This window comes from Bacillus sp. AG4(2022) (genome assembly GCF_031844465.1).
In the GTDB taxonomy this organism is placed as follows: domain Bacteria; phylum Bacillota; class Bacilli; order Bacillales; family Cytobacillaceae; genus Bacillus_AB; species Bacillus_AB infantis.
In genome coordinates, this window is record NZ_JAUZVH010000001.1 from 1,049,973 (window position 1) to 1,065,228 (window position 15,256).

At 49.3% G+C, this 15,256-nt stretch carries 13 protein-coding genes; 7 read left to right on the forward strand and 6 right to left on the reverse strand.

Annotated features, from left to right (window positions below; all coding sequences use genetic code 11):
- Nucleotides 1-117: 117 nt before the first annotated feature.
- Nucleotides 118-1,710 (reverse strand): long-chain-fatty-acid--CoA ligase, encoded by a 1,593-nt coding sequence (locus Q9R36_RS05140; protein WP_311224620.1) that lies wholly within the window; start codon nucleotides 1,708-1,710, stop codon nucleotides 118-120.
- A gap of 163 nt (nucleotides 1,711-1,873) precedes the next feature.
- Between Q9R36_RS05140 and Q9R36_RS05145 the strand changes: the two genes are divergently transcribed.
- The 6 genes from Q9R36_RS05145 to Q9R36_RS05170 are packed head-to-tail and all read left to right on the forward strand — an operon-like array spanning nucleotide 1,874 to nucleotide 3,812.
- Nucleotides 1,874-2,095, forward strand: a complete 222-nt coding sequence (locus Q9R36_RS05145; RefSeq protein ID WP_009794022.1) for a spore germination protein — start codon at nucleotides 1,874-1,876, stop codon at nucleotides 2,093-2,095.
- A gap of 14 nt (nucleotides 2,096-2,109) precedes the next feature.
- A complete protein-coding gene (locus Q9R36_RS05150; protein ID WP_009794021.1) occupies nucleotides 2,110-2,340 on the forward strand; it encodes a spore germination protein GerPB in 231 nt (76 codons plus the stop codon).
- 36 nt (nucleotides 2,341-2,376) lie between these two features.
- The gene (locus tag Q9R36_RS05155; RefSeq protein WP_022543592.1) at nucleotides 2,377-2,994 is read left to right on the forward strand and encodes a spore germination protein GerPC; all 618 of its coding nucleotides are present in this window, start codon (nucleotides 2,377-2,379) and stop codon (nucleotides 2,992-2,994) included.
- Nucleotides 2,991-3,167, forward strand: a complete 177-nt coding sequence (locus Q9R36_RS05160; RefSeq protein WP_009794019.1) for a hypothetical protein — start codon at nucleotides 2,991-2,993, stop codon at nucleotides 3,165-3,167. Before Q9R36_RS05155 ends, Q9R36_RS05160 begins: the two co-directional genes overlap by 4 nt.
- A 4-nt stretch (nucleotides 3,168-3,171) precedes the next feature.
- A complete protein-coding gene (locus Q9R36_RS05165; RefSeq protein ID WP_009794018.1) occupies nucleotides 3,172-3,549 on the forward strand; it encodes a spore germination protein GerPE in 378 nt (125 codons plus the stop codon).
- A 44-nt stretch (nucleotides 3,550-3,593) separates the two neighbouring features.
- Nucleotides 3,594-3,812: a spore germination protein gene (locus tag Q9R36_RS05170; protein ID WP_009794017.1), complete on the forward strand. Its 219-nt coding sequence runs from the start codon at nucleotides 3,594-3,596 to the stop codon at nucleotides 3,810-3,812.
- Nucleotides 3,813-3,856: 44 nt separating this feature from the next.
- On the opposite strand, the gene Q9R36_RS05175 is transcribed toward Q9R36_RS05170, so the two are convergent.
- The 3 genes from Q9R36_RS05175 to addB form a co-directional block, all read right to left on the reverse strand.
- The gene (locus tag Q9R36_RS05175) at nucleotides 3,857-4,159 is read right to left on the reverse strand and encodes an HNH endonuclease (RefSeq protein ID WP_009794016.1); all 303 of its coding nucleotides are present in this window, start codon (nucleotides 4,157-4,159) and stop codon (nucleotides 3,857-3,859) included.
- A gap of 77 nt (nucleotides 4,160-4,236) precedes the next feature.
- Complete coding sequence (gene addA / locus Q9R36_RS05180; RefSeq protein WP_129611901.1) at nucleotides 4,237-8,001, reverse strand: helicase-exonuclease AddAB subunit AddA; 3,765 nt, start codon at nucleotides 7,999-8,001, stop codon at nucleotides 4,237-4,239.
- Nucleotides 7,994-11,485 (reverse strand): helicase-exonuclease AddAB subunit AddB, encoded by a 3,492-nt coding sequence (addB, locus tag Q9R36_RS05185; RefSeq protein WP_311224621.1) that lies wholly within the window; start codon nucleotides 11,483-11,485, stop codon nucleotides 7,994-7,996. The genes addA and addB overlap by 8 nt, the downstream gene beginning before the upstream one ends.
- Nucleotides 11,486-11,850: 365 nt before the next feature.
- Between addB and Q9R36_RS05190 the strand changes: the two genes are divergently transcribed.
- The gene (locus Q9R36_RS05190) at nucleotides 11,851-12,978 is read left to right on the forward strand and encodes an MFS transporter (protein ID WP_101550918.1); all 1,128 of its coding nucleotides are present in this window, start codon (nucleotides 11,851-11,853) and stop codon (nucleotides 12,976-12,978) included.
- A gap of 116 nt (nucleotides 12,979-13,094) precedes the next feature.
- On the opposite strand, the gene Q9R36_RS05195 is transcribed toward Q9R36_RS05190, so the two are convergent.
- Nucleotides 13,095-13,643, reverse strand: a complete 549-nt coding sequence (locus tag Q9R36_RS05195; RefSeq protein WP_094768280.1) for a GNAT family N-acetyltransferase — start codon at nucleotides 13,641-13,643, stop codon at nucleotides 13,095-13,097.
- A gap of 73 nt (nucleotides 13,644-13,716) precedes the next feature.
- Nucleotides 13,717-15,225, reverse strand: coding sequence for a class I adenylate-forming enzyme family protein (locus Q9R36_RS05200; protein WP_101550920.1), 1,509 nt, complete (start codon nucleotides 15,223-15,225; stop codon nucleotides 13,717-13,719).
- Nucleotides 15,226-15,256 lie beyond the last annotated feature (31 nt).

Genomic DNA, 15,256 nt, shown 5'->3' on the forward strand with positions numbered 1-15,256 from the left:
TCATAGTCTACCTATTAATAATAGATAGGCAGGCTAAGAAAGTCCACCAGGATTTGCCAAGCCAGCCTTTTTGCCATAAAAAAAGGCCACAGTCCGCGGCCCTTTCTCATGTTTGCTTTAGTTGACAAAACGCCCGCCTTTTCCGTCAGCCTTCCAGTATTCTTGACGGAGCCGGATTTTCTGTATTTTTCCGGATGCGGTCTTCGGAAGCTCCTTCACGAAGGTCACACCTGTTATAGCTTTAAAATGAGCCAGCCTTTCCCTGGTAAACAGGATGAAGTCTTCTGCGGCTATTTCTGCATCTTCCTTTTTCACAATGAAGGCATGCGGCGTTTCTCCCCATTTTTCATGAGGCACGGCAATGACAGCAGCCTCGAGTACAGCCGGATGGTCATAGAGCACCCCTTCCACCTCAATGGAAGAGATATTTTCCCCTCCGGAAATGATGATGTCCTTCTTTCGGTCTACAATATCTATATTGCCGTGAAGATCCACAGTGGCCATATCTCCTGTAAAAAGCCAGCCGCCGCGGATCGCTTCCATCGTCGCCTCTTCATTCTTCCAGTAGCCTTTCATGACTCCATTGCTTCTTGTGATCACTTCACCTATTTGCTTACCGTCATACCTGACAGCTTCTCCGTTCTCATCAACAACCTTCACTTCACAGCCAATCATGCTATAGCCGGCTTTTGCTTTCATTCGGTATTGTTCTTCCTCCGGCAGATTTGATAGATGGGACCGGATAGAAGAAATTGTGCTGAGCGGGGAAGATTCCGTCATTCCGTACACCTGGATGAATTCCCATCCCAATTCCCTTTCTGCCTTTGCAACAAATGCCGGCGGAGGTGCAGAACCGGCAATGACTACACGAACATCTCCTCCTGCCGGCAGCTTGCTGCTGCCATGATATTGCAGCAGCAAATTAAGAACCGTAGGCGCCATATGGAGGACTGTCCCATTGTGCTTCCTCAGAGCCTGGAAGATGGTTTCAGGATCTGCCTTCCTCAGGCATACCTGGGATGCGCCGTTTGCAGTGTAATAGAAAGGCGACCCCCAGCCGTTGACATGGAACATAGGGAGCACATGAACAAGGACGTCCTTGTCGGTTACCCTGAGATGGTGCATCGTGCTTAAAGCATGAAGATAGTTATTCCGATGGGTGAGCATGACTCCCTTTGGATTTCCGGTCGTTCCGCTTGTATACAGCAGGCTGCAGACGTCATTCTCATCCAGCTGCACCCGGGGAAACCGGCCCTCTTGCTGCTCTTTGAGCCAATCATCATATCCCACTTCTGCCGTTTGGTCATTTTTATAATGGACAATAATTTTTTCAACTGTCTGGAGCTGTTCCTTGACCGGCAGGATAAGATGATAAAGATCCTGATCGGCAAACAGGACCTTCGCCCCGCTGTGGTTCAGTATGTAAAGATAATCCTCCGGCTTCAATCTGATATTAAGCGGGACCATGATGCCGCCTGTCTGGAAAACACCATAAAACCCTTCCAACATCTCCACTGAATTCGGCGCAAGATAGGCAATCCTGTCGCCTTTTTCCACCCCAAGCCCCTTTAAGCCAAATGACAGCTTGTTCACCCGGCTGCCCAATTCTTGGTAGGTAAAGCTCCGTTCATCGGCAAAAATGGCTTCCTTATCAGCATACAGCGAAACGGCGCGGTCTAAGAATTGTGTGAGCAGCAATGGTACTTGCATAAGCAGCCTCCTTAAAAGTCTGAATTTACTGTCATTTTATCATATCTTACTTTTAATTACACAGCAGGATAGCTTCAGCACCATTATTTTGGGCTTTTTTATCACACTCCTGCCATAGGCACATACGATAGTACAGAAACCAATAGTCAAAGGATGTTTTAATATGCCGGCAATCGTAGGAGTCGCACAGGTAGTATCAATCGGAAGCAGTTCTGTCTTCCATATCGGGGATGTCTACAAAATCATGCCTCTTTCCAATGCCAAAACCTTTTCCGGCGCTGGCTCGTTCAATACCGGAGATGGTCTCAATGTCTATAACAGGCAGAGCACGACCAATACGTTTGACCAGGACGGGGTCGATCAGGGCAATTATTTCAATGCTTGACATAGGGTGATACTATGAATTTCTATATACAGCAAACAATACAGATTAACAACATTCGTATAGGCGGATTGACTAACTCATCAGTCTTCCAGATTGGAAGTGCAGGAATCATTAAGCCTGCTTCCTTTTTGTATAATACCGGGGGATTCTTGGAGCCTGCACCCCAGGCATCGTCTCCAGGGGGAACGCCAATCGAAGCGCCGGCAGTTCCCCTCACGCCGAGTGCCCCCGCTTATGCCAGGTAACGTCCAGGAAAACTATACAAGAAAAGGGGTGGCCGCTTGAATCAGGATTTTTACACGTATATGCAGAAACTCCATCAGTTTGTCCAGTATCAGGACAGCAGGATCAAAAAGCTGGAGAAATTGGCCGGCGAACTGCAGCAGCAGCTGATTGCACTCAAAGACCGCCCGCCGATACAGGTTGATACCATTGAATACAAATTCGACCAGCTGAAGGTTGAAACCTTGGAAGGGACACTGAATATCGGATTGAATCCGTCGGAGCTCCAGGGAATAGAAGACTTTGCCGTTAAAGGCAGCAATGTCTCTGTTCCGGCCAACCCGCAGGGGCAGATGCAAAGAATCGTGGAAATTGAGGAAGATATCGAAGCTTTCCTTGAGAAAGATCTGCCGCAAGTCTTTGCAGAAGCAGCCGCTGCTCTGGATATGGAGGCGGACTCTTCCTATCTTTCTTTCATAAAAGAAGATGTTAAAAAACAGCTGCCCAGCAGGGTTGATTACTATGTGAAGCAGGCTCAAAATAATCAGCAGATGGCAAGGAATCCCGAAGGCTGGTGGAAAGAGGCAGCTTCCCTGATAAAAGGGGAGATCCGCAACGGAGTGAAAGCCTTCCTTGGGAATCTGCCCGAAAATATGAAAGGGATGAAGAAAGAATGAACTTCGAGGTTTATAACAGAGACTTGAATGTAGGCAGCATCCGCGTACTCGGTGTATCAAGCTCCTCTCTGCTCATGGTCGGGGACACCCAGACCATCCAGCTTGCCTCAACCTTTGATACTCCGGCGGAATCCCTTATAATAGGACCCTTCGTGCCGCTGACTCCGGAGTGATGACATGCTTCAGAGAACAGCAATAGTCAATAAACTGAATGTGGATACCGTCTCTTTTTCCTCCATCTTGCAGGTGGGAGATTCTGAGTTTATACAGGCGTTTTCAAGAGCGCTTGCCGTACAGCGCCAAGCTGAGGTCTTTTTCGCAAATGAGGGAAGGTACAGTGATTATTCTATCTTTACAGAGCCCCTTCCCCTTCCAGCCCTTGAAGATCCCCTTCAAATGTATGTACATCAGGGCAAACCAGCCATTAAAGTGGATTCTATAGATATTATCGGTATATCAGCTTCATCACTGGTTCATATCGGAAACAGCGGCCATGTTTCTATGGAGTCGCGCGTCAAGCATATCCGCCAGCTCCTGCCTCTTCAGGAAACCTGACCGAAGGGGCGGAGAAGCAATGCCAGAAAAAAGGAAGTGGTACAATGCCTGCAATCATCGGACCTGTGCAGATTGTCAACGTTGGAGGGGGAATTGTGCAATTCGGGGATGCCCTGTACATCTCCCCAAAAAATAACTCCAAATCAACGAGCGGCCAGGGCGCCTTCAATACGGGCGGATTCATCATCACAAATAACGGCCTCAATGCCAGCAATGTACTTGACACCAATCTGATAGATCAGCCAAACGTCGGGAATAACTAAGGGCTTCCGTTCCTTCCGGCGTCATAACAGCAGCCTTTGCAATCTCAATTTTTTCTTGCATTCGATTTTTTAGCCTTCGTCAGCTTTGATGAAGGCTGTTTTTTAATCCACTTCAGATACTTGGCTATCTGGGGATCATCCTTCAAAAGTTCGATCGTATTCAGCCTCACTGCCAATTCAGAATTCGGGTATAAAGCATGGATCTGCTTATGACACGGAATGCATAGATTGGCCGTCGGCAGGAATGTTCCGCCGAACTCCTTCGGTGTTAGATGATGGACCGTCACTGCGACAGGCTTACGTCCGCAGAGCTCGCATATACCCTCTGCATGGCTTTTTTTCCCCATGTGGTCAGCTCCTTCCCCAACTTCATCTTAATGAACAAAAAAGCAAAAGAGTCTCCCCTTTTGCTTTCCTATTATCCCTATTCCAGCTTTAAAATATGGCCTCCGTCAAAAAAGAATAGATACCTTTCATCAACAGGGTCCTTAGTAATAGCCTCATAAGCTTTTGCATACAGGCTTATCTGAACATCATACCGTCTTTTGAGGACCGGCATTGCCTCCTCAAATCCGCCCGTGTAGCGCCCATGGATGCTGTCAGACTTATAATCAAGCAGGACTGTACCGTGCTCATCCTCGAAAATGCAGTCAATGATCCCCTGGACAAGCACCGGTTCTTCTGTGCCCTTCCAGTCCGGGTAGGCGGTTCTTGCCGGCAATGCCAGGTTGAAAGGAACCTCCCGCTGGATCCTTGCAGCCTTTCTCATCCTCTGGCCAAGAGGCGATTGGAAGAATCCCGCGATGAGGGCCGGGTCTATCACCTGGACTTGCTCATCCGTGAGAAGCTCCCGATCTTTCATCTCCGCCAGCTGTCTCTCAATGGACTCTTCTGTCACCGGATTGGAAAGGTCTGCATGCTGCATGACCATATGCATCGCCGTGCCCCTTTCGGCAGGTGTCATTGATTTCTCCTGCATGAACCTTGGCCGGTTCAGGATCGGCTTTTTCAGATTCCTGACGAGATCGCTGCCGCTCTCTTCATCCTTCACTTCACTCTGCCGCTTCATTTCTGAGACAGATTGCTTTGACTTATGGGAAGCTGCGGAAGGGTAGCTGTACTGCCAGGAAAGTGAATTCTTTATTTTTTCTTTAAAAGGGGACTCAGCCGGGACCGGTTTGCCTTCATATACGCTGTCAATCCACTGCTCCCCGGCTTCATCACTGTCCTCCTCCTGAGCAGGAGTGACGGCTGCCTGCCTGACCTCAACGCTCCAGGATGAAGGATGTAAAGCGATTTCTCCCTGGCTTCCTGCTGCGGCATCCTCCTGCCCGCTTCTCAGTGGCTCCCCGTCCCGGTGGCGGATAAGTGCGGGGCCGATCCAATCAAGATAGCTGGAAGCAGCCGCCCGGTCATATTCATCCAGCAGCCAGCTGTCTTTTTTGGCACCCTGCTGCCAGCCGGCCAGTTTTTTGTCCGCATTTTTCACGCTTGCCACAAGAAAAAGATGTTCTTTGGCACGAGTCAGTGCTACATACAGAACGCGCATTTCCTCTGCCAGCATTTCCATCTTCTTTTTCCTTTTAAAAGCAAGCTGTGGCAGGGATGGATAGGAAATCCGCTTCTCCGGATTCACATATTTGGCCGCAAATCCGTATTCCTTATCAAGCAGATAGGGTTTTTTCAAATCCATCGTATTGAACTGCCTTGCCAGGCCTGCAGCAAAGACGACAGGAAATTCAAGCCCCTTGCTGCTGTGGATGGTCATCATCCTCACCACATCCTCCTGTTCGCCGAGTGCGCGCGCTGCACCAAGGTCATCGCCCCGTTCCCTCATCCGTTCAATGAAACGCAGGAAGCGGAAAAGGCCCCTGAAGGAAGTTTCCTCATATTGGCGTGCCCGGTCATACAGTGCCCGGAGATTAGCCTGTCTTTGCTTGCCGCCGGGCATCCCTCCGGCAAAGTCATAGAAATGCGTGTCCCGGTACAGCTGCCAGATCAATTCAGAAAGACCGCCTTTCCTCGCCATCGATCTCCATTCCGCAATATCCAGGAAAAACGGCTTTACTTTATCATACAGATCCCCGCTTTTCTTTGTTTCACAGAATGCCTTCATCGCTTCATAGTAGGAACCCTTTTTATCGGCGATGCGGATCTGGGCAAGCTCTTCTTCGTTAAGGCCGACTATCGGAGACCGCAAAACAGAGGCAAGCGGGATATCCTGATGCGGATTGTCTATCACTTTTAAAAGGCTCATCATAATGGCGATCTCGGTAGCTTCAAAATAGCCTGAAGACAGATTTGCATAAATCGGAATTCCCTGCTTTTTGAATTCCTCCATAATCTGCGGAGCCCATGTCATCGACCTTAGAAGGATGACAATATCGCGGTACATTAAAGGACGATATGCTCCCGATTTCGGTTCATACACTTTTTTCCCGGATGACAGCATTTCTTTGATTTTCTCAGCCATCAGCCTTGCTTCATGCTGTGATTGCTCGAGATCCTCAAGGTCATACCCTGCATCCGTTTCATCTGCTTCCCCGCTTTCGGCCTTCTCCTGTCCGTCCAGGTCGATCAGATGAAGCTCAACAGGATACGGAAGGTCTTCAGGATACGAAGCTCCCTTTACAAGCTCGGCAGCCTGGTCATAATCGATTTCCCCTACTTTTTTTCCCATCACCTGTTTGAAAAGGAAGTTGGTCCCGTCAAGCACTTCCTTTCTGCTGCGGAAGTTTCTTGCAAGGTCGATCTTTAATCCTGTTTTCTCTCCGTCCACAGTAAAGCGAGTATATTTGCCGAGGAACAGATTGGGTTCTGCCAGCCTGAACCGGTAAATGGATTGCTTCACGTCTCCAACCATAAACAGATTGCCAGTCTCCTCCCCCTCCTTCGTCACGAGCTGCAGGATTGCTTCCTGGACCATGTTGGTGTCCTGGTATTCATCAACAAGCACTTCCCTGAAATGGTCCCGGTAAGTAAGAGCTGGCTCTGAAGGCAGGATGGCTCCCTCCTTCCTTGCAGAAGGATCAGAAAGGATTTCCAGGCAAAAATGCTCCAGATCAGCAAAGTCAACAAGTCCCTTCTCACTTTTCACACTGTTGAATTTCTCTGAAAAGGACCGGACGAGCCGGACGAGTACATCGATATGCGGCTTCATCTCCCCAATATCCCGGATGAAGCTTTCCGGCCTGCGCGAAAAGAATTCCGCCTGCAGATCCTGGATCATTTTCTTTGCCTTATCTCTATACTTTTGGGCCTGCTTGACCAGATCGGGATCATATTCATCGCCTTTGCAATTTTTCGCACGGCCAAAGCTCCAAAGCTGCATGGCTTCATTTAAACTGGACCAGGAATCATTGTTTGCGGCAATCAAGGTCTCAACTGCCCTGATATCGTCCATATAATTCTCTGCCCTTGGAGCAGGCCCGCCAGGCGTTTTGGCAAGCTCAAGCGCATTTTCCAGCAGCTGCCTTGCTCCCTCAAGCTGCAGTCCGATATCAAACAGGACGCTTGACATGAACGGAAGCTCTTCCAGTTTTGCATCACTGCTGACTTCGTACATGTCCGAGATTTTATCGAGATATTGATCTGGTGCCGGATTGGACCGTGCAAAATCGTACAGTTCCCTGATGATATCCTGGAGGGCTGTGTCACTCCTGTCGCTCGTGAAAGCATCGACCAGCCGGTAAAAGTCTTCATTGTTTTCCTTGCCGTATTCTTCTTCGAACAGTTCTTCAAGGACTTCATCCCTGAGGAGCTGCCCCTCTGTCTCATCGGCAATGCGGAAGCCGGGATCGATATCGATCAGATAATAATATTTCCGGATCACTTCAAGGCAGAATGAATGAAGAGTGGAAATCGAAGCCCTGCTCAGCAGGCTGAGCTGCTTGCGCAAATGCGCAGACTGCGGATCCCTGTTTATCGCTTTCTCAAGTGCCTCCCCGATCCTGTGCCTCATCTCTGCGGCAGACGCATTCGTAAAGGTCACGACGAGGAGCTCATCCACATTGACCGGCTCTTCCCTGGATACGATCTTATTGATGATCCTTTCAACCAGCACTGCCGTTTTTCCGGAGCCTGCAGCTGCAGCCACAAGGATATCCTGGCCCGAAGCCATGATTGCCTTCCACTGGTCATCTGTCCAGGCTGCCCCCTCCGGCTTTGGAGGAATAATAGCTTTAGCCATTCTCTCCCGCCTCCTTTCGTATCTTATCCATCAGTTCTTCATTTGACTTAGGGGAAAGCACCCTGTACTCATTCGATTCAACCGATTCATCAAACTGGCAGACTGACTTGAACGAACAGAATGTACAAGGCACTTTGTCCTTCATTTTATAAGGGGAAATATCTGCTGATCCGCTGATGATCGCGTCCCCGGTTTTTGTGTAGGTTCCCCGGACAAATTTCCGAAGGCTCTCGAAGTCGTCCCTTGTGGCGACCTTCGACCTTTTCGTGATGGTGCCGTCCTTTTTAAATCCAGCCGATATAATCGAGGAGTCGCCGGAATCAAGTGTCTGGTCCATGAGCCTTAATACATTTTCATCGCCGAGAAGAAGGCCGTTCATTTTGAACTTCTTAAAGATCTCCTCTTCAATCTCATCGAGTGTGAGAAGCTTCGGAGAGTTCACAATCGGATTATGGACATGGAAGTACATGACTCCTGCAGGATCGGCCTTTTTCCCTGCTATATCCCCTGAGTGGGTGATGATGATGTCCAGGTAGGTAAGCATCTGCAGAGCAAGCCCATAGTAGACTTCACTGATATTCAGATCCCTTGCGCTGGATTTATAATCAATCACCCGAAGGTATACGCCATTTTCATTCTCCGCTTTATCAACCCGGTCAATCCGGCCGACCAGCTCCATGTTCGTCCCATTCCTCAACTTAAAGGACAGAGGCGGAAGTTTATCCTTAGGGCCAAAGCCGAGCTCAAGGCCGACTGGGGAGAACCCGCTTGCCCTGCTGTGCTCGCTCAGTATATACGAAGCCCTGCTGATGATATTTTCGAGCTTACGCTTGATATAAAAGTGGCGGTTCGAGCTCAACAGTATCTCATTCTGAAGCTTTGGCGCAAGCATCTCCACCGCTTCTTTGGCAAGCTTCTCGCATTCCTGCCTTGTCATGTCTGACCAGGACATCCTTTTATCCATGACGGTCTCAGCTATGAATTTCAACGCAGCATGGAACAGATCTCCGATATCCGGCGCTTCCAGGCGGAAGACCTTCCTGTCCCGGAGCTTCAGGCCATGCTGGGCAAAATGTGAAAATGGGCAGCTGTGGAAAAGCTCCATCCTTGATACACTTGCCTGGATCGTTTCCCCGTAAAGCTCCTTGGCAGCCTCTTCCGAAAGCCTGGCCGTTCTGTTTTCGTAATGCAGGCTGGAAAGTACTTTTCTGGCCGTGTCCCCGAGCCTTGGATGGGCATGATAATAATTGTAGACATCCCACCAGATTCCGCTGATTTTATAGCCTCTTTTATTCATCTGGAGCTGGGAAGCCAGATAAGAAAGACTCGTATCCTCGTTCATGGCGAATAATAGCTGCTCCTCCTCAGGAAGTTCGAACGGATCGGCCATCCACATCAGCTGCCCCGCCTCCGGGAACAGTTCGTTTGCCCGGCTGATATAAGGCGACGGCATCAGTGCCTTGCCCTCTTCATTGGCGAGCGGATAGCTGATGTACAGATGGGAGGAAGGTGTGGAAAAGGCGCGATAAGCCAGAAAATCCTCATCCAGGAGCCTGACCTTGCTGCCATGGGCAATTTTAAGCCCTGACTGCAGAAGCTTCTCCCGGTCAGCATCAGCAAGCACTCCTTCCTCAGTGAACTTGCCAGGCAGGACACCCTCATTCAGCCCGATGACAAACGCTGCCTTTATATCCGACAAACGAGATTTGTCCAGGTCTGCTGCGAGCACCTGGTCCATAGCCGGCGGAACAAGAGAGAAGAGGAGAGATTCCATTCCTGAATCAAGGATTGAGGCAAACTGCTTCATGCTGATCTTCTCATCCCCGAGCATTTCTACAAACTGGTCCAGAAGCTCCATGACAGCATTCCAGGCCTGATCATGTTCCCTTGCCTTTACAAGATTCCCCTTATCTTCCTCTTCCAGCTTCCAGCGCTCCAGCTTCGTCGGTATATCCAATTCCTCCAAATAAAGATAGACAGCCTCGCACAGCCTTCTTCCGCTGTCGGCCTTCTTAAGCCTCCTGGAGAGCCGGAGTATCGGTGCAGCGATCAGGTCCCTCATTTGATTCAGCTCTTCTTCCCGCTCTTTTTCCAAGTCGGTCTGGACGATCTGCTCAAATTCAAGCCCCCTGATGCGGCGGTAATTCCAGCGGTCCTTTTTTGTCCACTTCTCGCCCTGGACACCATATGCCAGAACATAGTTTTCAAGCTTGTCCATTTTTTCCCTGATCACGCCAAGATCCGCCCGGGACGGAAACAGCAGTTCGGTTTTGACTGCGCGAAAAACAGGCTCATACCTCCAGTAGCCGGTAATGACCTCAAGTGATGAGCGGATAAGCTCAATAAGCGGATGGTTCATCATCGTCCGCTTTTGATCGATAAAAAACGGAATCCCGTAATCATCAAAGATGGTTTCAATGATGTCATGGTAAACTGATCCATTCCTCATTAAAAGGGCAATGTCTTTAAATCGGTATCCCTCTTCTGCTGCCAGTCTCTTAATCTCTCTGGCCGCACCTTCTATTTCTGCTCTCCTGTTCACTGCCTGTGCAATATGGACGTTTGCTTTTCCTGCAAAAGGCTCGGCAGGCCTGCTGCTGAAGGCTCTTTCCATATGGCGGAGCGAGTCATTGTCCCAGCGCTGCTGACCATTGAGAAGCACTTCCTGTTCCATCTCGGCCCCGGCCATCCCCGCAATCTCATAGACCGACTGGTATGATTCTGCCGACATCCTGAAAAGATGAAGATCTTCCGGGACTGCTGTTTTATATGGCCTGTCAAGCGTAAATGTCACCGTCACTCTTTTGCAGACTCTGATAAGCTGCTGGATGATCATATATTCCTGGGGCGTATAGCTGTAAAAGCCGTCGATATACACCTCGGCATTTTTCAGATACTCCGACATCCCTGCTTTTTCAGTAAGAAGGCGGAAATAGTCTTCAGAATCTACGTACTTGCCAAGAAGGCCTTCTTCGAACTGCTTATAGATCAATTCCATATCATGCAGCTTGTCCTGAAGCCCCCTGCTGCCCCTTCGGGATTCAAGTTCTTCCCGTTTCCCTGCAAGAGCTCCCGGCTCAATGCAGTACCGTTTGAATTCTGTCAGCATCTGCTCCATTTGGCCGATAAAGCCGTTCTTGCCTGCCGCCCGCTGAAAGATTTTCAGTTCATCTTTTTTATCTTCAATTATTTTTCTGATGAGCATATTAACGCCGGTGCTGTTCAAATGATAGCGGCTGATCCCGCCTGTTTCCTGCAGCACCTTCCAGGCAAGCCTTGTAAATGACAAGACCTGTGTACGGATCATCCCGCCAAGCCCCGGGGTTGTGATGAGCTTATATTCCGAAAGAAATGTCATCTGCTCAGGCACCAGATAAACAACTGGATGGCCATTCGGCTCGATTTTCATTTTCTCCCTGATTTCTTCAAGGCAGAGCGAAGTCTTGCCGCTGCCGCTCCGGCCTAATATAAAACGTACAGACATCAGTGGTCCTCCCCTATTATCCATCTTCCGGATTCCGTCCGGCCGTGAAGGCTTTTCGGATACCCTTCATTCTGCTATTTAAGTGCGAAAAAGGCGCAGCTTGTTCTGCGCCTTTGGAAATAACAACTCTATTTTTATACCAGACAGCATGGAAGCGGCTGCCCTTATTTATCTATTATTATACTATTTTTCCGTCACTGTTGCCAATGGGATACACCTGGATGGGAACAACTTTCCAGCACATCCCCGCGTGCATATATTGATAAAAACAAAAGAGACAAATTCATAAAGAAACGCAGGCTGTAGCGTAAGCATAAGAATCTTCAAGCCCCAAAAATTTCAAAAAAGGAGGGATAACTCACGCTATGAAACCAGGTTTGTCCGTCTCCGGAGCCCTGCTTGTCATTTCCGGGATACTGGTTGCTTCGAATATTTATACCCTCATTCCCATATACGGTGAAATGGCCGCCTCTCTCCATGCAGATGAAGGAGCAATCATCACAGCCGGAAGCCTTTTTTCCATCTTTTATGCCATCGGCCTTTTAACATTCGGCCCCCTGTCAGACAGGGCAGGCAGAAAGAAGGTCATTGTCTTTGGGATGCTCGCTTCTGCGCTTGCCACCTTTGCGGTCGGACTTTCCGGCAGTGAAGTCAGCCTTTACTTCCTCCGGTCACTTCAGGGATTTGTTCTCGGAAGTTTTGCACCTGTGGCTTTTGCCTATTCTTTCGACTTATTTTCGGGCCGCGGGAGAACGCTTCTGCTTGTGCTCATCAATACGGGCTTTCTCCTTGCAGGCATACTCGGCCAGCTGATCAGCTCTGTCCTTACCCTGCATTATGGCTGGCAATCTGTCTTTTTATTTTTTTCTGTATGCTATCTCGCGCTATTCATTTTGGCCTGGATTTTGCTGCCTGCGACAGGAAAGCCTGCAGTCCGGGAAAGCGTCTTTTCATCCTTTGCGGTCCTGCTGAAAAATACCAGGCTTCTGTCATGCTATGTGATTGCTTTTACTCTGCTGTTTTCGTTTGCAGCTTTCTATGACAGTCTTGCACGGGTATTCAGCGGCACCTTCCAGGAACTGTTCCTTCTTAGGGCGGCAGGCATGGCAGGCGCCATTTTATCCCTTTTCACCGGCAGATTAATTGAAACATTCGGGGTTTACCGCACACTAATAACCGGCCTTTGGCTTGGGATCCTGAGCATGTGCCTTCTTCTCACAGGGGCGGAAATGCTTGTTATTCTATCAGTCTCTTTCGTCGCCTCGATCTCTCTCTTGATTCCTTCGATCATCACATTGATTGGATCATTGGGCGGAGAGCGGCGCGCCAAAGCTTTATCACTCTACTCTTTCGTTCTCTTAACCGGGGCGAGCCTTGCCTCGCCAGCTGCCGCCATCCTGCCTTTTGCCGGGGTGCTCATTCTTCTGCTATGCTGTTTTGCAGTTGATTTGGTAATTGTTCATAGGCTTGAGAAGGCGGGGAGGGATTTGTAGGGGGAAGGGGCAAAGCAACCCCTCTTGCTTCTGTCCAAGAGTGACCGATATAATCGCCCTGCCGGTCATTCCTGCCCGCCGCAATTATCTTGTCAGCACAAAAAGCCCGGAATCTGTCATTCCGGACTTTTCTGCCATTCTCTGCGGAGGAGTCCATAGAGGAACATATCATATCTTTGCCCGTTTCGTTCCATAAACTCACGGAAGGCTCCTTCTTTTTTAAAGCCGAATTTTTCATACAGCCTGATGGCCCGGCTGTTATAGGAAAACACGGTAAGCTGAAGGCGATGGAGATTCAGTTCATTGAAGCTATAGTCAATCAGGCATTGAAGCGCTTCTCTTCCATATCCTTTCCCCCAGTGCTCTTCGCTGCCGATGCCCAGGCTGACCCAGGCAGTCTTATGCGTCCAAAGCACACCATTAACCTCAGCAAACCCGATTACCTTTTCAGTGTTTTTATGGATGACAGCAAATCGGAACGCATCACTGGTTTCCTCCAGCCATTGCTTTTTCAGGTCATCCTTCGTTCGCGGCTTTACAGGCACCGCATCAAGATGGCGCATAAAAAGCTCTCCTGTATGCCACTCCAATATGTTTTCCAGATCTTTTTCCGCAAAATAGCCTAGTCTGATATTTTCGCCTTCCAGCATTTTCTCTGTAATCATAAGGATCTCCCCAGTTATTTCCAGCAGGCTTTCAGCCGCCGGGAGTACCCTTTTATTCGATAGGGATGCCGAATTATCCTTCTTTAGCAGCTGCCATTTCTGCCGCAGTCATTTTCAGCTGCTTTTTGTCGATCTTTCCCACATGGGTCTTTGGAAGTTTATCAAGAAAATAAATGAATTTAGGTACTTTATAAGCAGCGAGCTTTTGCCTGCAATAACCCTTTATCTCATCTTTGGTCATGGCAGCTGCTTCCTTCAGCACAATGAATGCCGTTACTGCTTCCCCCCATTTCCGGTCATCGATCCCAATGACAGATACTTCATCCACTTGCGGGCAGGAGCCCAGCCACTGCTCCACTTCGAGCGGATATACATTTTCCCCCCCGGTGATGATCATATCCTTCTTCCGTCCGACTATATAGAAAAATCCTTCATCATCGACTTTTGCGAGGTCACCGGTATAGAGCCAGCCATCTCTTACTGCGTCCTTTGTGGCCTCTTCATTATTCCAGTAGCAGGAAAAGACATGGCGCCCCTTTATCAAAACCTCTCCAACTTCTCCACTTCCTGCCTCGACGCCTGTTTCTGCCAAGACCTTGACTGTGTTGAACAGCATCGGCCTTCCGATGGATCCTTTTTTCAGCACAGCTTCCTGCGGGGAGATATAAAAATTATTCGGCCCGGCTTCCGTCATGCCGTAGCCCTCTTTGAAGTGCAATCCTTTCCTCCTGAATTCTTCATAAATCGAAAGCGGACACGGAGCACCTCCAGAAAGAAATACCCTCATGGATTCAAACGAGCCTTCCTTAAATTCATCTGTATCTATCAGCATATGGTACATCGTAGGCACAAGCAGGATGATGGTGCACTGATATTCCCTGATATAACGGGCTGCATCAGACGGATTGTAATTCCCGGCGAGCACAACTTTGCCTCCGGCCAACAGCAAAGGCAGAGTAAGGGCGTTGATGCCCCCGGTATGGAACATCGGCAGATAAGTGATGGTCGTATCCTGGTTCGTAAGCCCCCAGCTGACTGCCGTATTGACGGCATTCCACAAGATCGCCCGGTGGGAAAGCACAGCTCCCTTCGGCTTCCCGGTCGTCCCCCCCGTATAAATCATGGCAAGGGGATCCTCCTCATCGACCTGCCATGGAGGAATGAATGGGCGGCCAGGCATCCTGAAGGGTGTTTCATCCAGGCAGACAGACTCATATTGATGCAGCTGCAGGCGTGATGCGAGTTCAATGAATGAATAATGATAGCCTATAATTACGGGTGTGCAGTCTGCCAGTATAGCCTGGATCTCTTCCGCCGCAAGCCTCCAGTTGACCGGCACGAAAATAGCCCCGATTTTTCCGCAGGCAAACAGAAAGTCCAGACAGCTTATATGATTAGGCGCAAGCAGCGCGATCCTGTCACCTTTTGCAGCTCCCCTTTCAAGCAGCCAGCCCGCCAAAGCCTCCGCCCTGCTGTTCAACTCTTTATATGTCCAGGATTTCCCCTGTTCAGCGTCAATAACTGCCACGGAGCCGGGCGACAGCCCCGCTCTATTGGTCAGCCAGTCGATTTCCCTCCACAATGCAATCTCTCCTTCATCTTTGATATGGAGA